24 protein-coding genes and 1 other RNA gene are annotated in these 24784 nt (G+C 53.8%); 17 read left to right on the forward strand and 8 right to left on the reverse strand.

Annotation, left to right across the window (positions count from 1 at the left end; translation table 11 throughout):
• Nucleotides 1-215 precede the first annotated feature (215 nt).
• The 3 genes from ICA20_RS04510 to zapA all read right to left on the reverse strand — a co-directional run bounded on the left by ICA20_RS04510 (nt 216) and on the right by zapA (nt 1386).
• On the reverse strand, nt 216-812 hold the full coding sequence (locus ICA20_RS04510; RefSeq protein WP_038633522.1) for a 5-formyltetrahydrofolate cyclo-ligase: 597 nt from the start codon (nt 810-812) through the stop codon (nt 216-218).
• Between the two features lie 19 nt (nt 813-831).
• Nucleotides 832-1015: non-coding RNA, 6S RNA (gene ssrS / locus ICA20_RS04515), on the reverse strand.
• Between the two features lie 41 nt (nt 1016-1056).
• Nucleotides 1057-1386, reverse strand: a complete 330-nt coding sequence (gene zapA / locus ICA20_RS04520; protein WP_003026980.1) for a cell division protein ZapA — start codon at nt 1384-1386, stop codon at nt 1057-1059.
• 167 nt (nt 1387-1553) lie between these two features.
• On the opposite strand from zapA, the gene ICA20_RS04525 reads away from it, so the two are divergent.
• The 8 genes from ICA20_RS04525 (at nt 1554) to ICA20_RS04560 (ending at nt 11761) form a co-directional block, all read left to right on the forward strand.
• Nucleotides 1554-2132, forward strand: a complete 579-nt coding sequence (locus tag ICA20_RS04525) for a YecA family protein (protein WP_087856780.1) — start codon at nt 1554-1556, stop codon at nt 2130-2132.
• A 25-nt stretch (nt 2133-2157) separates the two neighbouring features.
• A complete protein-coding gene (pepP, locus tag ICA20_RS04530) occupies nt 2158-3483 on the forward strand; it encodes a Xaa-Pro aminopeptidase (RefSeq protein WP_038633515.1) in 1326 nt (441 codons plus the stop codon).
• Nucleotides 3480-4658, forward strand: a complete 1179-nt coding sequence (ubiH, locus tag ICA20_RS04535; RefSeq protein ID WP_038633512.1) for a 2-octaprenyl-6-methoxyphenyl hydroxylase — start codon at nt 3480-3482, stop codon at nt 4656-4658. The genes pepP and ubiH overlap by 4 nt, the downstream gene beginning before the upstream one ends.
• Nucleotides 4659-4739: 81 nt before the next feature.
• Nucleotides 4740-5942 carry an FAD-dependent 2-octaprenylphenol hydroxylase gene (gene ubiI / locus ICA20_RS04540; protein ID WP_038633510.1) on the forward strand — a complete coding sequence of 401 codons (1203 nt, stop codon included), beginning with the start codon at nt 4740-4742 and terminating at the stop codon, nt 5940-5942.
• Nucleotides 5943-6394: 452 nt separating this feature from the next.
• The gene (gcvT, locus tag ICA20_RS04545) at nt 6395-7489 is read left to right on the forward strand and encodes a glycine cleavage system aminomethyltransferase GcvT (RefSeq protein WP_038633507.1); all 1095 of its coding nucleotides are present in this window, start codon (nt 6395-6397) and stop codon (nt 7487-7489) included.
• 24 nt (nt 7490-7513) lie between these two features.
• Complete coding sequence (gene gcvH / locus ICA20_RS04550; protein WP_006686886.1) at nt 7514-7903, forward strand: glycine cleavage system protein GcvH; 390 nt, start codon at nt 7514-7516, stop codon at nt 7901-7903.
• A 162-nt stretch (nt 7904-8065) separates the two neighbouring features.
• On the forward strand, nt 8066-10939 hold the full coding sequence (gene gcvP / locus ICA20_RS04555) for an aminomethyl-transferring glycine dehydrogenase (RefSeq protein ID WP_038633504.1): 2874 nt from the start codon (nt 8066-8068) through the stop codon (nt 10937-10939).
• 78 nt (nt 10940-11017) lie between these two features.
• The gene (locus ICA20_RS04560; RefSeq protein WP_038633501.1) at nt 11018-11761 is read left to right on the forward strand and encodes an SDR family oxidoreductase; all 744 of its coding nucleotides are present in this window, start codon (nt 11018-11020) and stop codon (nt 11759-11761) included.
• A 93-nt stretch (nt 11762-11854) separates the two neighbouring features.
• Here ICA20_RS04560 and bglA read toward each other — a convergent pair whose 3' ends face one another.
• Nucleotides 11855-13288 carry a 6-phospho-beta-glucosidase BglA gene (gene bglA / locus ICA20_RS04565; protein ID WP_038633498.1) on the reverse strand — a complete coding sequence of 478 codons (1434 nt, stop codon included), beginning with the start codon at nt 13286-13288 and terminating at the stop codon, nt 11855-11857.
• Nucleotides 13289-13408: 120 nt separating this feature from the next.
• Nucleotides 13409-14137 carry a MurR/RpiR family transcriptional regulator gene (locus ICA20_RS04570; protein WP_038633495.1) on the reverse strand — a complete coding sequence of 243 codons (729 nt, stop codon included), beginning with the start codon at nt 14135-14137 and terminating at the stop codon, nt 13409-13411.
• 52 nt (nt 14138-14189) lie between these two features.
• On the opposite strand from ICA20_RS04570, the gene yqfB reads away from it, so the two are divergent.
• Together yqfB and ICA20_RS04580 are read left to right on the forward strand one after the other, a co-directional pair.
• A complete protein-coding gene (gene yqfB, locus ICA20_RS04575) occupies nt 14190-14501 on the forward strand; it encodes a N(4)-acetylcytidine aminohydrolase (protein WP_038633492.1) in 312 nt (103 codons plus the stop codon).
• A 163-nt stretch (nt 14502-14664) separates the two neighbouring features.
• Nucleotides 14665-15324 (forward strand): hemolysin III family protein, encoded by a 660-nt coding sequence (locus ICA20_RS04580; protein ID WP_038633489.1) that lies wholly within the window; start codon nt 14665-14667, stop codon nt 15322-15324.
• Nucleotides 15325-15418: 94 nt separating this feature from the next.
• On the opposite strand, the gene ygfZ is transcribed toward ICA20_RS04580, so the two are convergent.
• The gene (ygfZ, locus tag ICA20_RS04585) at nt 15419-16399 is read right to left on the reverse strand and encodes a tRNA-modifying protein YgfZ (protein ID WP_038633486.1); all 981 of its coding nucleotides are present in this window, start codon (nt 16397-16399) and stop codon (nt 15419-15421) included.
• A 256-nt stretch (nt 16400-16655) separates the two neighbouring features.
• Between ygfZ and sdhE the strand changes: the two genes are divergently transcribed.
• Together sdhE and ICA20_RS04595 are read left to right on the forward strand one after the other, a co-directional pair.
• Nucleotides 16656-16922, forward strand: a complete 267-nt coding sequence (sdhE, locus tag ICA20_RS04590; protein WP_016154349.1) for an FAD assembly factor SdhE — start codon at nt 16656-16658, stop codon at nt 16920-16922.
• Nucleotides 16903-17310, forward strand: coding sequence for a protein YgfX (locus ICA20_RS04595; protein ID WP_038633481.1), 408 nt, complete (start codon nt 16903-16905; stop codon nt 17308-17310). The genes sdhE and ICA20_RS04595 overlap by 20 nt, the downstream gene beginning before the upstream one ends.
• Nucleotides 17311-17410: 100 nt before the next feature.
• On the opposite strand, the gene fldB is transcribed toward ICA20_RS04595, so the two are convergent.
• Nucleotides 17411-17932, reverse strand: coding sequence for a flavodoxin FldB (gene fldB / locus ICA20_RS04600; protein ID WP_038633478.1), 522 nt, complete (start codon nt 17930-17932; stop codon nt 17411-17413).
• Between the two features lie 113 nt (nt 17933-18045).
• Here fldB and xerD point away from each other — a divergent pair, with 113 nt between their 5' ends.
• From xerD to lysS, 5 genes are all read left to right on the forward strand, one after another.
• Nucleotides 18046-18942, forward strand: coding sequence for a site-specific tyrosine recombinase XerD (gene xerD / locus ICA20_RS04605; protein WP_038633475.1), 897 nt, complete (start codon nt 18046-18048; stop codon nt 18940-18942).
• 23 nt (nt 18943-18965) lie between these two features.
• Complete coding sequence (gene dsbC, locus ICA20_RS04610; RefSeq protein WP_038633473.1) at nt 18966-19679, forward strand: bifunctional protein-disulfide isomerase/oxidoreductase DsbC; 714 nt, start codon at nt 18966-18968, stop codon at nt 19677-19679.
• Between the two features lie 5 nt (nt 19680-19684).
• On the forward strand, nt 19685-21418 hold the full coding sequence (gene recJ / locus ICA20_RS04615) for a single-stranded-DNA-specific exonuclease RecJ (protein ID WP_038633470.1): 1734 nt from the start codon (nt 19685-19687) through the stop codon (nt 21416-21418).
• 91 nt (nt 21419-21509) lie between these two features.
• A protein-coding gene (gene prfB / locus ICA20_RS04620; protein WP_100194817.1) for a peptide chain release factor 2 occupies nt 21510-22608 on the forward strand; the annotation gives its coding sequence in 2 pieces (ribosomal slippage) (nt 21510-21584 and nt 21586-22608; 1098 coding nt in all).
• Nucleotides 22609-22617: 9 nt separating this feature from the next.
• Nucleotides 22618-24135 (forward strand): lysine--tRNA ligase, encoded by a 1518-nt coding sequence (gene lysS / locus ICA20_RS04625; protein ID WP_006686909.1) that lies wholly within the window; start codon nt 22618-22620, stop codon nt 24133-24135.
• An 85-nt stretch (nt 24136-24220) separates the two neighbouring features.
• Here the strand turns inward: lysS and idi are convergent, their stop codons facing one another.
• Nucleotides 24221-24769: an isopentenyl-diphosphate Delta-isomerase gene (gene idi, locus ICA20_RS04630; RefSeq protein WP_038633466.1), complete on the reverse strand. Its 549-nt coding sequence runs from the start codon at nt 24767-24769 to the stop codon at nt 24221-24223.
• Nucleotides 24770-24784 lie beyond the last annotated feature (15 nt).

Below are 24784 nucleotides of genomic sequence, written 5' to 3' on the forward strand. Positions count from 1 at the left end.
CTCAGCATCGCGCTGAAACGGGAAAGCCCCTGGCGAAGCAGGGGCTCTAAAAAGGAAAGGGACGATGATGAGATACGTCATCATGCTGCTGATCCTGTTAATCATCGCTTGCCCAGCACATTAACAGAGAGTACGCAGGAGGGAGGTTCGCCTCCCTCACCCTTCACCGAGGAATTTAGGTCAAAAAAACGGCGCTGTCAATCGGCAAAAAACGGCTACCACTGCCAAATTTTGGACGGCGTTACCACCGCAGGCAGTGGGATATCCCACTCTTCGACAGGCAGCTTTTCCACTAACTGGCAATCATGCGCGTAGCCCACGGGCTGGATCTTATGCTGCTGCCAGTTTTGCAACGTACGGTCATAAAATCCGCCGCCCATGCCCAGGCGCTGCCCGTCTTCATCAAACGCGACTAACGGCGTAACCAGTACATCCAGCTTTGCCAGCGGCAATACGTCGCGGACATCAAGTCGCGGCTCCTGGATCTTTAAGCGGTTGGTCACCAGCGCACTCTGCGGATGATAGTGCAGGAACAGCAGGTTGCCAGGGCTGAAGGGATGAAGAACCGGAAGGTAGACGCGCTTACCCGCTCGCCACAGCTGTTCGATCAGCGGTTGGGTGTCGAGTTCGCCATCGAAAGAGAGAAACACCGCTACGGTATGGGCAAGAACAACAGGGGGAAAACTGAGCATTCTGGTCGCGGCTTGCTGACCAAATTGTTGTTGCTGATCGCTGGTAAGCGCACGGCGACGCTGACGAATCAGTGTGCGTATTTCTTGTCGGGATAAAGGGAGTTCAGAAAGTAGTGTCATGGCTGTTGCCAGGTAGAAGGGAATCTCCGAGATGCCGCCGCAGGCTGTAACCCTTGAACCCTTGGTTCAAGGTGAATGTGTCGTCACAGTTTTAAGGCTTCTCGGACGAGCCGAGCATGCTCACCAACCGTGGAGCGCCACATTCTTGTGGTATGAAATATCGGCTCAGGGGACTGGCCCGCTTGCAAACATCTCAGAGAAATTTTGTCTTCACGGTCACTCTACCACAGTAAACCGAAAAGTGTTATTCAAAGTTTTGGCCCGTTTTTTCGGTTATGCGACCCTGATCAAGCAACGCTTGTTCGATGGTCTGTTGCAGCATCCGAATACGTTGTTCCATGCTCGCCGCGTACTCACGCGTCTTCGCTTTTTCCTGAGTTAATTCATAGCTGATGTTCAACGCGGCGATGAAAACCAACTGCTCAGTATTTGTGACTCTAGTGCGAACTTTCAGATCTTGCAATCGCTGATTGAGATCGTCCGCAGCCTGATTCAACGCATCCCTTTGTTCAGGCGGGCAATTCACTCGCAGTGAACGGCCAAATATTTGGATATCGACGGGTTGTGCAGACATGCCACCTTCCTGCTGATTGACTGCGCTGCCTTCGTCTCCAGACCTTGGGTCCGCGAAGGGGCGACACTATAGCTACCCTGGTATCAAGATACAAGCCCTTTTCTGGTCCACCAGGGTCCAAAGTGGTAGCATATCATGAATATTCCTCCCTTTGATGACGAATGCTTATGTCTATACAGAACGAAATGCCTGGCTACAGCGAAGTTAGCCAGTTTTTGAACCAACAAGGGGCTGGATTAACCCCGGCCGAAATGCACGGCTTAATCAGCGGGATAATTTGTGGCGGTAACAACGACAGCTCATGGCAGCCGCTGTTGCACGACCTGACGAACGAAGGTCTGGCCTTTGGTCACGAGCTGGCTCAGGCGCTGCTGAAAATGCACTCTGCTACCAGCGATGCCCTTGAGGACGACGGCTTCCTTTTTCAGCTTTTTCTGCCTGAAGGTGATGACGTCAGCGTATTCGATCGCGCCGATGCGCTGGCTGGCTGGGTAAACCACTTCCTGCTGGGCCTCGGCGTCACGCAGCCTAAGCTCGACAAAGTGACCGGCGAAACCGGTGAAGCGATTGACGACCTGCGCAATATCGCCCAGTTGGGCTATGACGAAGACGAAGATCAGGAAGAGCTGGAAATGTCGCTCGAAGAGATCATCGAATACGTGCGTGTAGCCGCCTTGCTGTGCCATGACACGTTTACGCGTCAGCAGCCGACTGCGCCGGAAGTCCGTAAACCGACTCTGCACTAAATACAACAACGCCAAGGAGAGTGTTATGAGTGAGATATCTCAGCAAGAATTCCAGCGTCGTCGTCAGGCTTTGCTGGCACAAATGCAGCCCGGCAGCGCCGCGCTGATTTTTGCCGCGCCGGAAGCGACGCGCAGCGCGGACAGTGAATACCCGTACCGCCAGAACAGTGATTTCTGGTATTTCACCGGCTTTAACGAGCCTGAAGCCGTGCTGGTGCTGATTAAAAGTGATGATACTCATAACCACAGCGTTTTGTTCAACCGGGTTCGCGATCTGACGGCGGAGATCTGGTTTGGCCGCCGTCTGGGCCAGGATGCCGCGCCGGCAAAACTCGGCGTTGACCGGGCGCTGGCCTTCAGTGAAATCAACCAACAGCTGCACTTGCTGCTCAATGGCCTGGACGCGGTGTATCACGCACAGGGCGAGTACGCTTGGGCCGACGAAATTGTCTGCACGGCGCTGGATAAACTACGCAAAGGTTCCAGACAAAATCTGCACGCGCCTGGCGCGATCATCGACTGGCGTCCGATGGTGCATGAAATGCGCCTGTTCAAATCACCAGAAGAGATTGCGATCATGCGCCGTGCCGGAGAGATCACCGCCCTGGCGCATACCCGCGCGATGGAAAAATGCCGTCCGGGGATGTTTGAATACCAACTGGAGGGGGAGATTCACCACGAATTTACCCGCCACGGCGCGCGTTATCCGTCCTATAACACCATTGTCGGAAGCGGTGAAAACGGCTGTATCCTGCATTACACCGAAAATGAAAGTGAAATGCGCGATGGCGACCTGGTGCTGATTGACGCTGGCTGTGAATACAAAGGCTATGCGGGCGACATTACGCGTACTTTTCCGGTTAATGGCAAATTTACCCCCGCGCAGCGTGAAATCTACGATATCGTGCTGGAATCCTTAGAGACCAGCCTACGTCTGTATCGCCCCGGAACTTCCATTCAGGACGTCACCGGTGAAGTTGTGCGCATCATGATTACCGGTCTGGTGAAGCTTGGCATATTGCACGGCGACGTCGACCAGTTAATTACCGAGAATGCGCATCGGCCATACTTTATGCATGGCCTTAGCCACTGGCTGGGGCTGGATGTGCACGATGTTGGCGTTTATGGTCAGGATCGTTCGCGTATCCTTGAGCCAGGAATGGTGCTGACCGTCGAGCCAGGGTTATATATCGCGCCGGATGCCGATGTACCGGCTGCTTATCGGGGCATTGGCATTCGTATAGAAGATGACATCCTTATCACCGAAGACGGTAATGAAAATCTGACCGCCAGCGTGGTGAAGAAAGCGGATGATATTGAAGCCTTAATGGCTGCGGCGCGACTGCAATGAGCGTAATTATCGTTGGTGGTGGCATGGTCGGCGCGACGCTGGCGCTGGCCATTTCCCAGGTCAGTCATGGGACGCTGCCAGTTCATCTGATAGAAGCGAGCGAACCTGAAACTGACCGTCATCCTGGGTTTGACGCCCGGGCGATTGCGCTGGCGGCAGGAACCTGTCAGCAGCTGGCGCGAATTGGCGTGTGGCAGGCGATTGCCGATTGCGCAACGGCAATCAAAACGGTCCACGTCAGCGATCGCGGTCATGCCGGATTTGTTACGCTGGATGCGCAGGAATATCGTCTCCCGGCGCTGGGGCAGGTGGTGGAACTCCACGATGTTGGGCTGCGTCTGTTTGCGCTACTGCGTAAAGCGCCGGGCGTCACGCTGCATTGTCCCGATCGCGTAGCCAGCGTGTCGCGTACGCAGGGCCATGTTGAGGTCACACTGGAAAATGGCGAGTCCATTACCGGTCGCGTGGTGGTCGCCGCTGACGGTACACGTTCCGCGCTGGCTACCGCCTGCGGTGTGGACTGGCTGCAGCAGCCTTATGAACAACTGGCGGTAATCGCCAATGTCTCGACCTCCGTTCCCCACGATGGGCGCGCGTTTGAACGTTTCACGCAGTATGGCCCGCTGGCAATGCTCCCGATGTCTGATGGTCGCTGCTCGCTGGTGTGGTGCCATCCGCTGGATCAGCGCGATGAGATCATGGCCTGGTCCGACGAACGGTTTTGCCGTGAATTGCAAACCGCGTTTGGCTGGCGGCTGGGACGTATTACCCAGGCCGGTAAACGCAGCGCTTATCCGCTGTCATTAACCACTGCGCTGAAGGCGATTACCCATCGTACCGTGCTGGTGGGGAACGCCGCTCAGACGCTACATCCCATTGCCGGACAAGGTTTCAACCTTGGTCTGCGCGACGTAATGAGCCTGGCTGAGACGTTAACTCAGGCGCAAAACTGCGCGGAAGATATTGGTGATTACGCAGTGCTGGCACGCTATCAGCAACGTCGTGAGCGCGATCGCGAAACGACAATTGGCGTAACCAACAATCTGGTGTATCTGTTTGCCAACCGCTGGGCCCCGCTGGTTGTTGGGCGCAATGCCGGGCTGATGGCGATGGAGTTATTCACACCCGCGCGCGATGCGCTGGCGGAGCGGACCCTGGGTTGGGTTGCGCGATAAATATGGCCTGTAAGCCGGATGGCGGCGTAAACGCCTTATCCGGCCTACGGTTTTGATTGTTCCGGTTTCCAGGAGTAAACAGTGCAAAGTGTTGATGTAGCAATTGTCGGTGGCGGCATGGTGGGACTGGCGGTTGCCTGCGGCTTGCAGGGCAGCGGGTTACGCGTTGCGGTGTTAGAACAACATGTTCCGCAGTCGTTGGCGGTGGATGCACCTCCTCAGCTTCGCGTGTCGGCAATCAATGCCGCCAGTGAAAAACTGCTTACTCGTTTGGGCGTCTGGTCAGATATCGTTGCCCGTCGCGCGTGCTGCTATCACGGTATGGAAGTCTGGGACAAAGACAGCTTCGGGCGCATTGAGTTTGACGACCAGAGCATGGGCTACAGCCATTTGGGCCACATCGTCGAAAACGCAGAGATCCATTACGCGCTATGGCAAAAGGCGCAGCGTTCGCCGGATATTACGCTGCTGGCGCCCGCTGAAATACAGCAGGTAGCCTGGGGTGAGAACGAGGCATTTCTGACTCTGAAAGAGGGCACAATGCTGACGGCTCGCCTGGTGATTGGCGCGGATGGCGCTAACTCCTGGCTGCGTAATAAAGCAGACATTCCGCTCACCTTCTGGGATTACCGTCATCATGCGCTGGTGGCGACGATCCGTACGCAGGAAGCTCACGGCGCGGTTGCGCGCCAGGCGTTTCACGGCGAGGGTATCCTGGCATTCCTGCCGCTCAGTGACCCGCATCTGTGCTCTATCGTCTGGTCACTTTCTCCGCAGGAAGCCGAACGCATGCAGCAGGCAAGCGTTGATGAGTTTAATCAGGCGCTGAATATCGCTTTTGATAACCGTCTGGGACTGTGCAGCGTTGAAAGCGAACGGCAGACGTTTCCGCTGACGGGACGCTATGCTCGTCAGTTCGCCGCCCATCGTCTGGCGCTGGTGGGTGATGCGGCGCATACCATCCACCCGCTGGCGGGTCAGGGGGTTAACCTCGGCTTTATGGATGCGGCAGAGCTTATCGATGAGCTTAAGCGGCTACAACGTCAGGGCAAAGATATTGGCCAGTATCTCTATTTGCGTCGTTATGAGCGCAGCCGTAAGCACAGCGCAGCAATGATGCTGGCCGGTATGCAGGGCTTCCGTGAACTGTTTGCCGGCGAGAATCCGGCGAAAAAACTGCTGCGTGATATTGGTCTGAAACTGGCCGATACCCTTCCGGGTGTAAAACCGCAGCTCATCCGTCAGGCGATGGGACTGAACGATCTTCCCGAGTGGCTACGCTAGCGTCCGTAAGGACAATCTTAAGAGTTTGAGACCCGTCACATTTTCCTCTCCCGGCCCTCGCGCCGGGATGCTTCTCTCATTTGAAATAATCTAATTCCACACCTTTTTTCGCATTAGTTTTTTTAATATCACGTTTTTTTCATAACGCCATTTTTAACATTTTTTCCATATTTAATGTGGCTTGATGCTGGTTTTTTCTTCTATTTCCTGTTTGTTGTTCTGATTTTTTGGCGTACTTGTGGATTTATATTCTGTCGTCGATCTGGCCATTTTTTGCCATAAGCTAATGTGATGGCTAATTTTGCCTTATGGTTTAGCGTCTGTTTCGGTGGTAAGTTCTGGACAAAGAGAACGTTTGCGTCGTAGCCCCTGGAGCGGCTGCGGTGCTGGGTTTCGTGGCGAAAATTTCACCGCGAAAGAGTTGGTAGCCCCGCTTATTCAACGAGGAAAAGATGGCTCAACAGACTCCTTTGTACGAACAACACACGCTATGTGGCGCGCGCATGGTAGATTTCCATGGCTGGATGATGCCACTGCATTACGGTTCTCAGCTCGATGAACACCATGCTGTTCGCACCGATGCCGGTATGTTTGATGTGTCGCATATGACCATCGTCGACCTGCGCGGCAGCCGCACCCGGGAGTTCTTGCGTTATCTGCTGGCAAACGACGTTGCGAAGCTAACGAAGACGGGTAAAGCCCTCTACTCCGGTATGCTTAACGCATCGGGTGGTGTGATAGATGACCTGATTGTCTATTACTTCACTGAAGATTTCTTCCGCCTCGTTGTAAACTCCGCCACCCGCGAAAAAGACCTCTCCTGGATTACCCAACACGCTGAACCCTACGCCATCGACATCACCGTTCGTGACGACCTGTCGCTGATTGCGGTGCAGGGGCCAAACGCGCAGGAAAAAGCAGCCACGTTGTTTACTGACGAACAGCGCCATGCGGTAGAAGGTATGAAGCCGTTCTTTGGCGTTCAGGCGGGTGATTTGTTTATCGCAACCACCGGCTATACCGGCGAAGCAGGCTATGAAATCGCCATGCCGAATGAAAAAGCGGCTGATTTCTGGCGTGCGCTGGTACAAGCAGGCGTCAAACCTTGCGGTCTGGGCGCGCGTGACACGCTGCGTCTGGAAGCGGGTATGAACCTGTATGGTCAGGAGATGGACGAAGGGATTTCTCCGCTGGAAGCCAATATGGGTTGGACCATTGCGTGGGAACCTGCCGACCGCGACTTTATTGGTCGTGAAGCACTGGAAATGCAGCGCGACAAAGGCCACGAACAGCTGGTCGGACTGGTGATGACCGAGAAGGGCGTGCTGCGTAATGAACTGCCAGTCCGTTTCACTGACGCTTCCGGTAACCAACATGAAGGCATTATCACCAGCGGAACATTCTCCCCAACCCTGGGCTACAGCATCGCGCTGGCGCGTGTCCCTGCGGGTATCGGTGAGACAGCGATCGTGCAGATCCGTAACCGCGAAATGCCTGTAAAAGTCACTAAACCTGTTTTTGTGCGTAACGGCAAAGCCGTCGCGTGATTCATCCTTTTTGGAGATTGATTGATGAGCAACGTACCTGCAGAACTGAAATACAGCAAAGAACACGAATGGCTGCGCAAAGAAGCTGACGGCTCTTACACCGTTGGTATCACCGAACATGCTCAGGAGCTGTTGGGTGACATGGTTTTCGTAGACCTGCCAGAAGTTGGCGCGACTGTCAGCGCGGGCGATGACTGCGCCGTTGCGGAATCCGTAAAAGCGGCTTCTGATATTTATGCGCCGGTAAGCGGTGAGATTGTTGCGGTTAACGACGCGCTCAGCGACTCCCCGGAACTGGTTAACAGCGAACCGTATGCCGGTGGCTGGATCTTCAAAATCAAAGCCAGCGATGAAAGCGAAATCGAATCGCTGCTGGATGCCACTGCGTACGAAGCATTGTTAGAAGACGAATAATGTTGTGCCGGATGGCGCTAATGCTTATCCGGCCTACTCACTGCAACGCGAATTATTTTGCGTATTCGTTTTCGCACGCGTAGGCCCGGTAAGCGTCAGCGCCACCGGGCAATTGAGTTAGAGACAATCACGATTCACTGCACGTTTCAGGAACCATCGCCCATGACACAGACGTTAAGCCAGCTTGAAAACAGCGGCGCTTTCATTGAACGCCACATCGGACCGGACGCCGCGCAGCAGCAAGAGATGCTGAATGCGGTTGGCGCCGAGTCGTTAAACGCGCTGATCGGCCAGATTGTGCCGAAAGACATTCAGCTCGCAACCCCGCCGCAGGTAGGCGAGGCGGCGACAGAATACGCTGCGCTGGCCGAATTAAAAGCCATCGCCGGGCGTAACAAGCGCTTCACGTCCTACATCGGCATGGGCTACACCGCCGTGCAGTTGCCACCGGTTATCCTGCGTAACATGCTGGAAAATCCGGGTTGGTATACCGCGTATACGCCGTATCAGCCGGAAGTCTCTCAGGGCCGCCTGGAAGCGCTGCTGAACTTCCAACAGGTCACGCTGGACCTGACCGGGCTGGACATGGCCTCCGCCTCCCTGCTGGATGAAGCCACCGCGGCGGCAGAAGCCATGGCGATGGCCAAACGCGTCAGTAAACTGAAAAACGCCAACCGTTTCTTTGTAGCGGCTGATGTTCATCCGCAAACGCTGGATGTGGTTCGCACTCGTGCAGAAACCTTTGGTTTTGACGTCATTGTGGATGACGCTGAGAAAGCACTGGATCACCAGGATGTGTTCGGCGTGCTGTTGCAGCAGGTTGGTACCACTGGTGAAGTGCACGATTACAGCAAACTGATTGCTGAGCTGAAATCCCGTAAAGTTGTGGTCAGCGTCGCTGCCGATTTTATGGCGCTGGTTCTGCTGACCGCACCGGGCAAACAGGGCGCGGATATCGTTTTCGGCTCTGCGCAACGCTTCGGCGTACCGATGGGTTACGGTGGCCCACACGCGGCATTCTTTGCCGCCAAAGACGAATTCAAACGCTCCATGCCAGGCCGTATTATCGGCGTATCAAAAGATGCGGCGGGCAATACCGCACTGCGCATGGCGATGCAGACTCGCGAGCAGCATATCCGTCGTGAGAAAGCGAACTCCAACATTTGTACCTCACAGGTACTGCTGGCTAACATCGCCAGCCTGTATGCCGTTTATCATGGTCCGGTCGGTCTGAAGCGCATCGCTAATCGTATCCACCGCCTGACCGATATTCTGGCGGCTGGTCTGCAACAGAAAGGCTTAAAGCTGCGTCATGCGCACTACTTCGACACGCTGTGTGTTGAAGTGGCCGATAAAGCTGCGGTACTGGCGCGTGCGGAAGCGGCGGAGATCAACCTGCGCAGCGATATTCATAACGCGGTAGGTATTACGCTCGACGAAACCACCACCCGTGAAAACGTGGTGCAGTTGTTCAATGTTCTGCTGGGCGACAGCCACGGCCTGAACATCGACACGCTGGATAAAGACGTGGCGCTCGACAGCCGTTCCATTCAGAGCAGCATGCTGCGTGACGACGCGATCCTCAGCCACCCGGTGTTTAACCGCTACCACAGCGAAACCGAGATGATGCGCTACATGCACTCGCTGGAGCGTAAAGATCTGGCGCTGAATCAGGCGATGATCCCGCTGGGTTCCTGCACCATGAAGCTGAACGCCGCCGCCGAGATGATTCCTATCACCTGGCCGGAATTCGCTGAACTGCATCCGTTCTGCCCGCCAGAGCAGGCGGAAGGGTATCACCAGATGATCGGTCAGCTTTCCGAGTGGCTGGTAAAACTGACCGGCTATGACGCAGTCTGCATGCAGCCGAACTCCGGCGCACAAGGCGAATACGCTGGTCTGCTGGCGATTCGTCATTATCACGAAAGCCGTAACGAAGGCCATCGCGATATCTGCCTGATCCCGGCGTCCGCCCACGGTACTAACCCGGCTTCCGCACAAATGGCGGGGATGCAGGTGGTGGTAGTCGCCTGTGATAAGAACGGCAACATCGACCTTGACGATCTGCGGGCAAAAGCAGAACAACATGCTGCGAACCTTTCTTGCATCATGGTGACCTATCCGTCCACCCACGGCGTATATGAAGAAACGATCCGCGAAGTGTGTGAAGTTGTGCATCAGTTCGGCGGCCAGGTGTACCTCGACGGCGCGAACATGAACGCCCAGGTTGGAATCACCACGCCGGGCTTTATCGGCGCGGACGTTTCGCACCTCAACCTGCATAAAACCTTCTGCATTCCGCACGGCGGCGGCGGCCCGGGCATGGGACCGATCGGCGTTAAATCGCATCTGGCACCGTTTGTGCCTGGCCACAGCGTGGTACAGATTGAAGGGATGCTGACCCGTCAGGGCGCGGTGTCTGCCGCACCGTTCGGTAGCGCATCCATTCTGCCAATCAGCTGGATGTACATCCGTATGATGGGCGCAGAAGGTCTGAAGCAGGCAAGCCAGGTCGCTATTCTTAACGCTAACTACATTGCCAGCCGTCTGAAAGATGCCTATCCGGTGCTGTATACCGGTCGCGATGGCCGTGTAGCGCATGAATGTATTCTCGACATTCGCCCACTGAAAGAAGAGACCGGCATCAGCGAACTGGATATTGCCAAACGTCTGATCGACTATGGTTTCCATGCGCCAACCATGTCGTTCCCGGTAGCGGGTACGCTGATGGTGGAACCGACCGAATCTGAAAGCAAAGTGGAACTGGATCGCTTTATTAACGCGATGCTGGCAATCCGCGCTGAGATCGAGCGTGTGAAAGCCGGTGAGTGGTCGCTGGAAGATAACCCGTTGGTAAACTCGCCGCACACCCAGAATGAGCTGGTGAGCGAGTGGAACCACGGTTATAGCCGCGAAATCGCAGTCTTCCCGGCAGGCGTGGCGAACAAATACTGGCCTACCGTGAAGCGTCTTGATGACGTTTACGGCGACCGTAACCTGTTCTGCTCCTGCGTGCCGATGAGCGAATATCAGTAACTTTTCCGCGTAGTTAAACAATTTCCAGGCCGGGTAAGGCGAAGCCGCCTCCCGGCTTTTTCATATCTGGAGGTCTCTATGGGAATCGCACTTGTTACTGGCGGCAGTCGCGGTATTGGGCGAGCAACCGCGCTGCAACTGGCACTGGAGGGTTACACGGTCGCCGTTAATTTTCATCACAATATTCGTGCGGCAACCGAGGTGGTGAACAACATCGTCGCGGCAGGTGGTAAGGCATTTGCGCTGCGTGCGGATATCAGTGATGAAAGTCAGGTGCTGGCGATGTTTGAATCGATCGACCGTGAAGGGGAACCGCTGACTGCGCTGGTGAATAATGCCGGGATTTTATTTGAACAGACCACGGTGGAAAACTTAACTGCAGAGCGAATTAACCGTGTACTGGCGACCAATGTTACCGGCTATTTTCTGTGCTGTCGGGAAGCGGTAAAGCGCATGTCGTTTAAGCGCGGCGGTCAGGGTGGGGCGATTGTGAATGTCTCTTCGGCGGCATCACGGCTCGGTGCGCCATTCGAATATGTTGATTATGCCGCTTCAAAAGGTGCGGTGGACACGCTCACCACCGGCCTGGCACTGGAGGTGGCGGCGCAGGGGATCCGCGTAAACTGCGTACGTCCAGGCCTGATCTACACTGAAATGCATGCGTCGGGTGGAGAGCCGGGAAGGGTTGATCGCGTGAAACCCATGTTGCCTATGCAGCGTGGTGGGCAGCCGGAAGAAGTCGCGCAGGCGATTTGCTGGCTACTGAGCGAGAAGGCATCTTACGTCACGGGCAGTTTTCTGGAGCTGGCCGGCGGGAAGTAGGGATTTAATGGCCGGATAGCGCTGCGCTTATCCAGCCTACGGGATCAGACCTGTAGGCTGGATAAGGCGTTTACGCCGCCATCCGGCGAAAAATCACAGATTCTCGCCGTTGCTGGCGATCACCGCTTTATACCACTCAAAACTCTTCTTGCGTGAACGCGACATATCCCCAGTGCCGTCATCGTGCTTATTCACGTAGATGAAGCCGTAGCGCTTGCTGTACTGACCGGTGGTGAACGAAACGCAGTCGATGCAGCCCCACGGCGTGTAGCCCATCAGATCTACGCCATCATAGGTGACCGCCTTCATCATCTCTTCGATGTGGGCGCGCAGATAATCGATGCGGTAGTCATCATTGATGCTGCCATCTGTTTCCACTTTATCGTAGGCGCCAAACCCGTTTTCAACGATAAACAGCGGCTTCTGATAGCGCTCGTACAGCTCACATAAAGCATAGCGCAGGCCAACCGGGTCAATCTGCCAGCCCCAGTCGGAGGCTTTGACGTGCGGGTTCGGCACGCTACCCTCAAAACCGGAAATGGCATCACCGCTACCGCCTTCCGCTTTCACCGCGTTGGTCATGTAGTAGCTAAATCCGAGATAGTCGCAGGTGCCTTCACGCAGGATTTGCTCGTCGCCGTCTTCCATCCTGATGTTAAATTCGCGACGTTCCCACTCGTTCAACACATAGCTTGGGTAGTAGCCGCGCAACTGGACGTCAGTAAAGACGTAGCGTTCACGCATTGACTCCTGGGCGAACATGACATCTTCGGGCTTACAGGAGAATGGATAGAGCGGCACCATAGCCAGCATGCAGCCCACTTTCATTTCCGGGTTGATGCGGCGTGCGGCTTTCACTGCGAGCGCGCTGGCCACGAACTGGTGATGCAGCACCTGGTACATAGTCTCTTCCGGGTTTTCATGCTCGGTATACACCACACCGGAGCAGCAATAGCCAAACAACGGTGCGCGCCAGTTACGTTGGTTATTGATCTCGTTGAAGGTCATCCAGTATTTGACTTTGTGTTTGTAACGCTCAAAGACGACTTCGGCAAATCGAACAAAGAAATCAACAACTTTGCGATTGGTCCAACTCCCATACTGTTGAACCAAATGTAGCGGCATTTCGAAGTGGGAAAGGGTGATGACCGGTTCGATGTTGTATTTCAGTAATTCATCGAACATGTCGTCATAGAACTTCAGACCTTCTTCGTTCGGCTGGGTTTCGTCCCCATTGGGGAAGATACGGGTCCATGCGATGGAGGTACGGAAACATTTGAAGCCCATTTCGGCAAACAGCTTAATGTCTTCTTTGTAATGACCGTAAAAATCGACGGCTTCGTGGTTGGGGTAGTATTTACCGGGCACGACTTCCTGAGTGATTTCTCGTGGAACGCCGTGTGCCCCACCGGTCAGTACGTCGCAAATGCTGGGGCCTTTGCCACCTTTATTCCAGCCACCTTCGACCTGGTGCGCCGCAACCGCGCCGCCCCATAAAAAATCTTTTGCTAAGGTAAGTTTTTTCATCTGCGCTCAGTCTCAAATTAATACAATCTGATTTTGAGTCTAACAAAGGAAACCTAAATGTCACGATATAACAAAATAGCATTAATGTGATTTGTTACTTCAAAAAAACAGATTGTTTTTTTACGCTATTCTTTTCGCCAGTTTGCGGCCAAGCGATTCCAGAATATAAATAACGGGGATTTGCGTGGTTATATCGTATACCCCGGCAATGCGTGTTTGTGGAACGTGCCAGGAGAGATTAAAGTCGGCGAGTTTCGCCAGACGTGAGTGTTCATGGCTGGTTACAGACAGCACTTTACAGTTGTGCAGGTTGAACTGGCTGGCAAAACGCAGGATCTCTTCTGTTTCGCCGGAGACGGAAAGCACGATTGCCAGCGCGTTTCTGGCCATATCATTGGTTACCGGAAAATAAGGGTCATCAATATGATTACTGAATTTGCCGACGTTGGAGAAAAAACGCGCGCCGTATTTCGCAAGCGCTCCTGACGTTCCTGCGCCAACAAATATAATACGTTCGGAAGATAATATAATATCAACAGCCTGATCGAGCAGTTTATCGAATTCGTCGTTATTGACGCTTTTAAAAAAGCTGATAATTTCGCTGGCGCCGAAATTCGCCTGTTGCGGTTCATTCTGCTCTAAATATAATTTGAAGCGTACGCGAAATTCTGAGTAACCTTCACACTTAAGCTTGCGGCAAAAGCGCAGTACGGTGGTAGTGGAAACGCCCACGGCATCGGCCAGTTCGCGAATGGTCATGTACATGACTTTGTCACGATTTTTGATGACATAGTTGTAGACCAGCATCTCAAGATTGTTGAGACTGGCGATGGCAGCGTGGGAGAACATACTCACAATAGCAAAACTCACTCATCAGACTTCATCTACAGGGAATAATAACATGCAGCCAAATGACATCACTTTTTTTCAGCGTTTCCAGGATGACATTCTGGCCGGACGCAAAACCATCACCATTCGTGACGAGTCCGAATCCCACTTCAAAGCCGGTGACATTCTACGGGTTGGACGCTTTGAAGATGAGGGATACTTCTGCACGATTGAAGTTGTTGGCACCTCAACCGTCACGCTGGATACGTTGACTGAAAAAAATGCTCAGCAGGAAAACATGTCGCTTGAAGAACTGAAACGTGTGATTGCCGAAATTTACCCGGATCAAACGCAATTTTATGTGATTGATTTTAAATGTGTTTGATTTAATGTGTACGCTTGTTAGCTGAAAGGTTAAAATTAATTATATGATTTTTATGAACTATTTATTTTAAGATAAATATTACAGCTAACAGGTGTTCACTGGAACCATTCTCAGTTACGCTAGAGGGGCAATAACGAAAGTGTTCGTTTCTCGGGAGTAAGCTATGGTTCAGAAACCATTAATCGCGCAGGGATATTCGCTGGCAGAGGAAATAGCCAACAGCATCAGTCACGGTATCGGGCTGGTGTTTGGGATTGTCGGGCTGGTGTTGTTACTGGTTCAGGCAGTGGATACCAACGCCAGCGCTATGGCGATTACCAGTTATAGCCTGTACGGCGGCAGCATGATCCTGCTGTTTCTCGCCTCAACTTTGTATCACGCGATCCCCCATCAGCGAGCGAAAGTCTGGCTGAAAAAATTCGACCACTGCGCGATTTATCTGCTGATTGCCGGGACCTATACGCCATTTCTGCTGGTGGGGCTTGATTCGCCGCTGGCACGTGGACTGATGATTGTTATCTGGAGCCTGGCGCTGCTCGGTATTTTATTCAAACTGACCATTGCGCACCGCTTTAAGGTTCTGTCGCTGGTGACTTACCTGACAATGGGCTGGCTATCGCTGATTGTGGTGTATCAATTGGCGGTTAAACTGGCGGCGGGAGGCGTGACCTTGCTGGCCGTTGGTGGTGTGGTGTATTCGCTGGGCGTTATTTTCTATGTCTGTAAGCGCATTCCATATAACCACGCGATCTGGCACGGCTTTGTACTGGGCGGCAGCGTTTGCCACTTTCTGGCGATTTATTTGTATGTTGGACAGGCGTAACCCTTGATTTCGGATGGCGGCTAACGCCTTATCCGGCCTACAAAATGTGCCTGTAGGCCGGATAAGGCGTTAGCCGCCATCCGGCGTTAAGCTTTTACTCTTCCAGCGAATACGGCAGCGGCACAATATGCAGCGTTTTTACGTCATCGCGAACGCGGAACACGCTGTCGGCTTCCATGTCGTTATTCATCACGACCTGCACCAGTATCTGGCCATCAGCGAGCTGTACTGCGGCGAGTACGGTACCAGTACGACGCCAGTTCTCACCCATTTTCAGTTCCAGATCTTCGCCAGCTTCCGGCACCCGGCTGGCCGTACCTGCCAGAGTCCACATGGCGCGTTTGTTGGCGCCGCGGAATTTGGCGCGCGCCACCATTTCCTGGCCGGTATAGCAGCCTTTTTTGAAGCTGATCCCGCCCAGAGCCTGCATATTGGTCGCCTGGGGAATAAACTGTCCGCTGTTGGCAGTATCAATGACCGGAATACCCGCTTCGATATCCAGCGCCAGCCACTGTTGACTGTTATTTAACTCCGCTTCGCCGCGCAGTTTCTCAACCAGGCTTTCCGCCGTTGCAACATCAACAATCAGCAGGAAACGCTCGGCAGGGTGTTCGAACCACAGTATTGTGGAAGCACCTTCGGTAATAACCTGTTTTTCGCTGTTCGGTAATTCGCTAAAGAGATTGGCCAGCGCCGCTCGTGCCTGGAATCCCGCTACGCCCAACAGAACACGCTCGTCGTCCGGCGCAATCACTACCTTCGAGAAGACCGCATATTTTTTCAGTTCTGTAAGCTGCGCATCGCGCAAGCTGCGGCGTTCAAGCCATGCAAAACCGTCACTGTTACGGAACAGGCGCAGATTGCTCCACATTTTACCTTTGGCATCACAATGGGCTGCCAGCACGTGCTGATGCTCGGTCATCTGGCTGACATCAGCCGTGACCTGACCCTGAATATACTTCTCACTGTCGACACCGGTTATGGTGGCGAGCGCCCAGTCATCGAGCGTCATTAGCGTCAGAGGTAAACGCGTTGACGCAAAAGGCTGGCGAGGAGGAAAAGATGTAAAAGCCATAATAATGTCCTGATTTGCTTAACGCAGTGATAATGACTAATGGTAAAAGAGCTATGGCCCATTGCAAGCGGTTTAAACAGGCTATTTGTGCCATATAGTTAGCTTTGCGAGGAGACATCCAAAAATGATGAATCCTTTGACTTAATGCGGTTTTATTTAGCGAATGTGCTTCCATTAGCTGATAATCCCGCAAAAGCGCGTGAAAAACACGTTACAATAGCCGGATACTTCGTTTTCGCGAGACAGGAAGAAGAACATGGATATTAACAATAAAGCACGTATTCATTGGGCATGCCGCCGCGGTATGCGCGAGCTGGACATCTCTATCATGCCGTTTTTCGAACATGAATATGACAGCTTAAGTGACGAAGAAAAACGTATCTTTATCCGTCTGCTAGAATGTGACGATCCAGATTTATTTAACTGGTTGATGAATCATGGGAAACCAGCTGATGCTCAGTTGGAGCAGATGGTGCGACTTATCCAGACACGGAATCGGGAACGTGGTCCAGTGGCAATCTGATTTACGCGTTTCGTGGCGCGCGCAGTGGCTTTCGTTGCTCGTTCATGGGCTGGTCGCGGTATTTATTTTATTGATGCCCTGGCCTTTGAGCTACACCCCATTATGGATGGTTCTGCTCTCTCTGGTGGTGTTCGACAGCGTACGCAGCCAACGTAGAATTAACGCCTGTCAGGGCGAGATTAGGCTGTTGATGGACGGCCGTCTGCGCTGGCAAGGGCAGGAGTGGACTATCGTTAGCGCGCCCTGGATGGTCAAAACAGGCATGATGCTGCGTTTGCGTTCAGATACCGGGAAACGTCAGCATTTGTGGCTGGCGGCAGACAGTATGGATGAGGCTGAGTGGCGAGACTTACGGCGGTTAATGCTGCAACAGGCCAAGCAGGGGTAATGCCAACAAATATCTGATGGCGTGCCGCTTTAGGGCCTTAGGTTTGATGCGTGAGGTAAACCGGATAAGGCGTTCACGGCGTCATCCGGCAACACGCTTATCAGGACCAGTGTTCGGCCATTTCCCCAAGAATTTGCTCGCACCAGTTCTGGATGCGTTCATCGCTGAGATCGTACTGGTTCGTTTCATCCAGTGCCAAACCAACAAACAGCTGTCCATCAGCAATGACGGGTTTATCGCTGGTAAATTCATAGCCTTCGGTTGGCCAGTAACCGACAAACTTGACGCCTTTGGTGACCAGTTTATCGTGCAGCATCCCCAGCGCATCCAGGAACCATTCGCCATATCCTAGCTGATCGCCCATCCCGTAAAGCGCGACAATTTTGCCTTCCAGGTTGAGGTCGTCCAGTTGCTCCCAGACCGCTTCCCAATCCTCCTGAATTTCACCAAAATCCCAGGTCGGGATGCCCAAAATGAGCACATCATACTGCTCCATTAAGGTCGGGGAATCATCTTTGAGGTTGTGCAGTGTCACCAGTTCGGGACCCAGGATATCGCGGATTTTTTCTGCTGCCATTTCGGTGTAGCAGGTACTGGAACCGTAAAAAAGACCCATGTTCATGACGTAAACATCTCAATTCTGCTGTAGCGTTGCGGGTAGTGTAACAGAATCGCCGCAATCCCGGCACAATGAGGCATAATGCATCAAAAATGAGAGTGGAATAAGGGGCGCGAGTGGAACAGGATCTGGCGCGCATCGAGCAGTTTCTTGATGCCCTGTGGCTGGAACGAAATCTGGCGGAAAACACATTAAGTGCGTATCGTCGCGATCTGACCATGCTTGTCGAATGGTTACATCACCGTGGCGTCTCGCTGGCGACGGCGCAGAGCGATGATCTGCAGGCATTGCTGGCCGAGCGGATGGATGGGGGATATAAAGCCACCAGTTCCGCTCGCTTGCTCAGTGCCACGCGGCGCTTTTTTCAGCATCTGTACCGCGAAAAATTTCGCGAAGACGATCCCAGCGCCTCGCTTGCATCACCGAAGCTTCCGCAGCGCCTGCCCAAAGATCTCAGTGAGGCACAGGTGGAGCGACTGTTGCAGGCGCCGCTGATTGAGCAACCGCTGGAGCTACGCGACAAAGCCATGCTGGAAGTCTTGTATGCAACGGGCCTGCGCGTATCTGAGCTGGTGGGACTGACGATGAGTGACGTCAGCCTGCGTCAGGGTGTGGTTCGGGTGATCGGTAAAGGCAACAAAGAACGCCTGGTGCCGTTGGGTGAAGAGGCGGTTTACTGGCTGGAAACGTATCTGGAACATGGGCGTCCATGGTTGCTCAACGGCGTATCGATTGATGTGCTGTTTCCCAGCCAGCGGGCGCAACAGATGACCCGTCAGACCTTCTGGCATCGTATTAAACACTATGCTGTGTTGGCGGGAATCGACAGCGAAAAGCTGTCACCGCACGTCCTGCGGCATGCTTTTGCCACGCATTTGCTCAATCATGGCGCTGACCTGCGCGTGGTACAGATGCTACTGGGGCATAGCGACCTCTCGACAACACAAATTTATACTCATGTCGCAACGGAGCGCTTGCGTCAACTACATCAACAGCATCACCCGCGAGCGTGATTGCTGACAGGAAAGGATAGGTTATGAAAAAACGTTTTATGATGTTCACCCTGCTGGCAACGGCGTTTTCCAGCATGGTACATGCAGACGATGCGGCGATTCGCCAGTCATTGGCAAAGCTGGGGGTACAGAGCACCGAGATTCAGTCTGCTCCGGTGGCGGGCATGAAAACTGTACTGACCAATAGCGGCGTGCTGTACGTGACTGAAGACGGTAAACATATTATTCAGGGACCGATGTATGACGTGAGCGGCGCAAGCCCGGTGAATGTTACTAACCAGTTGCTGATGAAGCATTTGAACGCGCTGGAAAAAGAGATGATCGTCTACAAAGCGCCGCAGGAAAAACACGTCATTACCGTTTTCACCGACATCACCTGTGGTTACTGCCACAAGCTGCATGAAGAGATGAAAGACTATAATGCGTTGGGGATCACCGTTCGTTATCTGGCCTTCCCGCGTCAGGGTCTGGAAAGCCAGGCCGAGCAGGACATGAAGTCGATCTGGTGCGCGAAGGATAAAAACAAAGCCTTTGATGACGCGATGGCAGGCAAGGACGTGAAACCAGCAACCTGCGATGTGGATATCGCGAACCACTACGCGCTGGGCGTGCAGTTTGGCGTTAGCGGCACGCCGGCGATTGTGCTGAGCAACGGCTATGTCGTGCCTGGCTATCAGGGCCCGAAAGAGATGAAAGAATTCCTCGACGCACATGCAAAACAAACCAGCGGTAAATAATTCGCGTGAAACAAAAGATACAACTTCGTCGGCGTGAAGCCGACGAGACAACCGAGCTACCTGATGACCTGCCGCCATTGCTGCGTCGTTTATACGCCAGCCGCGGCGTGCGCAGCGCCCAGGAACTTGAACGTAGCGTAAAAGGAATGCTGCCGTGGCAGCATTTGAACGGCGTCGAAAAAGCAGTTGAGATCCTCTATAACGCCTTTCGCGCGGGAACCCGCATTATTGTGGTCGGCGATTTCGACGCCGATGGCGCGACCAGTACGGCGCTCAGCATTCTGGCGATGCGAGCGTTGGGTTGCGGTAACGTTGACTACCTGGTGCCTAATCGTTTTGAAGACGGCTATGGCTTAAGCCCGGAAGTGGTGGAGCAGGCGCATGCGCGTGGCGCTCAACTGATTGTCACCGTAGACAATGGCATCTCGTCTCACGCCGGTGTGGAACATGCCAGAGCGCTGGGGATCCCGGTGGTGGTGACCGATCACCATCTGCCAGGGGATACGCTGCCTAATGCAGAGGCGATCATCAACCCCAATCTGCACGACTGTGAATTCCCGTCTAAATCATTGGCAGGGGTTGGCGTGGCCTTCTATCTGATGCTGGCGCTGCGCACCTTCCTGCGTGACAAAGGCTGGTTTGATGAACGAGGCATTGCGCCGCCGAACCTGGCGGACTTGCTCGATCTGGTCGCGCTCGGCACAGTGGCCGACGTGGTCCCGCTGGATGCTAATAACCGCATTCTGACGTGGCAAGGATTAAGCCGTATTCGTGCCGGAAAGTGCCGTCCCGGCATTAAGGCGCTGCTGGAGATTTCCAACCGCGACCCACTTAAGCTGGCTGCCAGCGATTTAGGTTTTGCGCTGGGGCCACGGCTGAATGCCGCTGGCCGTCTGGATGATATGTCCGTCGGCGTGGCGCTGTTGCTGTGCGACAACATTGGCGAGGCACGCATGCTGGCCAATGAACTGGACGCGCTCAATCAGACACGCAAAGAAATTGAGCAGGGCATGCAGGCGGAAGCGCTGATCCTGTGTGAAAAGCTGGAGCGCAGTAGCGAGACGCTACCGGGCGGCCTTGCGATGTACCATCCTGAGTGGCATCAGGGAGTAGTCGGCATTCTGGCATCGCGCATTAAAGAGCGTTTTCATCGTCCGGTGATTGCGTTTGCTCCTGCCGGCGACGGTACGCTCAAAGGCTCCGGGCGTTCGATTCAGGGGCTGCACATGCGTGATGCGCTGGAGCGCCTGGACACCCTTCATCCTGGCATGATCCTCAAGTTTGGCGGTCACGCCATGGCGGCGGGCTTGTCGCTGGAAGAGGCGCAGTTTGAGCGTTTCCAGCAGCGTTTCGGCGAACTGGTAACCGAGTGGCTGGATCCTGCCTTGCTGCAGGGCGAAGTGGTGTCAGATGGCCCGCTAAGCGCCGCGGAGATGACCATGGAGGTCGCGCAAATGCTGCGTGATGCCGGGCCGTGGGGGCAAATGTTCCCGGAACCGCTGTTTGATGGACATTTCCGTCTGCTTCAGCAGCGTTTGGTGGGTGAGCGTCATCTGAAGGTGATGGTGGAGCCGGTTGGCGGCGGACCTCTGCTGGACGGAATTGCGTTCAACGTTGATACCAGTTGCTGGCCGGACAACGGCGTGCGCGATGTTCAGTTGGCCTACAAACTGGATATTAATGAGTTTCGCGGCAACCGTAGTTTGCAGCTAATAATCGATAATATCTGGCCACTTTAGCGTCACTAATCGCTATAAAAAAGGGCGTGGATTAGTTACAATCCCGCTCTTATAACCGCATTTTGACTAGTCCAATAAAAGAAATCAGACAATGTTTGAAATTAATCCGGTAAATAACCGCATTCAGGACCTCACGGAGCGCTCTGACGTTCTTAGGGGGTATCTTTGACTATGATGCCAAGAAAGAGCGTCTGGAAGAAGTAAACGCCGAGCTGGAACAGCCGGACGTATGGAACGAACCCGAACGCGCGCAGGCGCTGGGTAAAGAGCGTTCCTCCCTTGAGGCCATCGTAGATACACTCGACCAAATGAGCCAGGGCCTGGAAGATGTCTCCGGCCTGTTGGAGTTGGCTGTAGAAGCCGACGACGAAGAAACCTTTAACGAAGCCGTAGCAGAACTCGATACCCTGGAAGATAAGCTGGCGCAGCTGGAATTCCGTCGTATGTTCTCCGGCGAATATGACAGCGCAGATTGCTATCTCGATATTCAGGCTGGCTCCGGCGGTACGGAAGCGCAGGACTGGGCGAGCATGCTGATGCGTATGTATCTGCGTTGGGCCGAAGCTCGCGGCTTTAAAACTGAAATTATTGAAGAATCTGAAGGCGAAGTGGCGGGTATTAAATCCGTGACCATCAGAATTGCTGGCGAATATGCGTACGGTTGGCTGCGGACTGAAACCGGCGTACACCGTCTGGTACGTAAGAGCCCGTTCGACTCCGGCGGTCGCCGCCATACGTCGTTCAGCTCGGCGTTTGTCTATCCGGAAGTTGACGATGATATCGATATCGACATCAACCCGGCGGATCTGCGCATTGACGTTTATCGCGCCTCTGGCGCGGGCGGTCAGCACGTTAACCGTACAGAATCGGCGGTGCGTATCACCCACATCCCGACCGGGATTGTGACGCAGTGTCAGAACGACCGTTCCCAGCACAAGAACAAAGACCAGGCCATGAAGCAGATGAAAGCGAAGCTTTATGAACTGGAAATGCAGAAGAAGAATGCCGAGAAACAGGCGATGGAAGACAATAAGTCAGATATCGGCTGGGGTAGCCAGATTCGTTCTTATGTCCTTGATGACTCCCGCATTAAAGATCTGCGTACCGGGGTTGAAACCCGTAACACGCAGGCGGTGCTGGATGGCAGCCTGGATCAATTTATCGAAGCAAGTTTGAAAGCAGGGTTATGAGGAACCAACATGTCTGAACAACACGTACAGGGCGCTGACGCGGTAGCCGACCTTAACAATGAACTGAAAACGCGCCGTGAGAAGCTGGCGAGCCTGCGTGAGCAGGGGATCCCGTTCCCGAACGATTTCCGTCGCGATCACACCTCAGACCAACTGCATGCTGACTTCGACGCGAAAGAAAACGAAGAGCTGGAAGCGCTGAACATTGAGGTATCCGTTGCTGGTCGTATGATGACCCGCCGTATTATGGGTAAAGCCTCATTCGTTACGCTGCAAGATGTTGGCGGCCGTATTCAGCTGTACGTTGCTCGTGACGATCTGCCGGAAGGCGTTTACAACGAGCAGTTCAAAAAATGGGATCTGGGCGATATCCTCGGCGCGAAAGGTAAGTTGTTCAAGACCAAGACCGGTGAGCTGTCCATTCATTGCACCGAGCTGCGTCTGCTGACGAAAGCGCTGCGCCCGCTGCCGGATAAATTCCACGGTCTGCAGGACCAGGAAGCGCGTTATCGTCAGCGCTATCTGGATCTCATCTCTAACGATGAATCCCGCAATACCTTTAAAGTGCGTTCACAGATTATGGCTGGCATCCGCCAGTTCATGGTGGGTCGCGGCTTTATGGAAGTAGAAACCCCGATGATGCAGGTGATCCCTGGCGGCGCGGCGGCGCGTCCGTTCATCACCCATCATAACGCGCTGGATCTGGATATGTACCTGCGTATCGCGCCCGAACTGTACCTCAAGCGTCTGGTGGTTGGCGGCTTCGAACGCGTATTCGAAATTAACCGTAACTTCCGTAACGAAGGCATCTCTGTTCGTCATAACCCAGAGTTCACCATGATGGAACTCTACATGGCGTATGCGGACTACAAAGATCTGATCGAACTGACCGAATCACTGTTCCGCACGCTGGCGCAGAACGTTCTGGGAACCACCGAAGTGCCTTACGGCGAAGAAGTCTTCGACTTCGGTAAGCCGTTCGAAAAACTGACCATGCGCGAAGCGATTCAGAAATACCGTCCGGAAACCAACATGGCCGATCTGGATAACTTCGACTCTGCTAAAGCGATCGCTGAATCTATCGGCATCAAAGTTGAGAAGAGCTGGGGTCTGGGCCGTATCGTGACCGAGATCTTCGAAGAAGTCGCGGAAGCGCACCTGATTCAACCGACCTTCATTACCGAGTACCCGGCCGAAGTTTCTCCGTTGGCGCGTCGTAATGACGTAAACCCGGAAATCACCGATCGCTTCGAATTCTTCATCGGCGGACGTGAGATCGGTAACGGTTTCAGCGAGCTGAACGATGCGGAAGATCAGGCGCAGCGTTTCCAGGATCAGGTTAACGCCAAAGATGCGGGTGATGACGAGGCGATGTTCTACGACGAAGACTACGTTACCGCTCTGGAACACGGTCTGCCGCCGACTGCGGGTCTGGGTATTGGTATCGACCGTATGGTTATGCTGTTCACCAACAGCCATACCATCCGCGACGTGATCCTGTTCCCGGCGATGCGCCCGGTTAAGTAAGATGTGACATGCCGGATGGCGGCTGATGCCTTATCCGGCCTACAATTCGCTATGTAGGCCAGGTAAGCATAGCGCCATCAGGCAATTAATTCCCGTTGGCAAACTTGCGCAGTAATTCTCGCGCCTTATCGTTTGAAGCCTGCATCACCATCCACGGGCTAAACGCCCACGGCGTTGCATCAATCCCGCTTAACACATCCTCAAGATTGCTCCACTGGTAATCCATCACTTCATCCGCATTTGGCTGTAGTTGGCTGGTAAGCTGCGCGGCATAGACCGGACAAACTTCGTTCTCCATAATTCCATTGGGATCCGTAGCGCAATAACGGAAATCCGCATATACAGAGGCGAGCGCGGTAATGTCTGCGCTCAGTTCAAAACGGGCGCGGCGGATAACGGCATCTTCGGTTGTCTCCCCCGACTGCGGATGGCCACAGACAGAGTTTGTCCAGACGCCAGGCCAGGCTTTTTTGTGCAGTGAACGGCGCGTCACCAGCAGTTGTCCCTGGTCGTTAAATATCCAGCAGGAAAACGCGAGATGCAAAGGGGTGTTGAAGGTATGGGCGGCATACTTTTCCAGCATGCCTGACGGTTTATTTTGCTCGTCCAGCAAAATGACATGTTCCCCGGCCATGACAACTCCTGAAAA

The organism is Citrobacter sp. C5_2, assembly GCF_014596845.2.
GTDB lineage: Bacteria > Pseudomonadota > Gammaproteobacteria > Enterobacterales > Enterobacteriaceae > Citrobacter > Citrobacter werkmanii.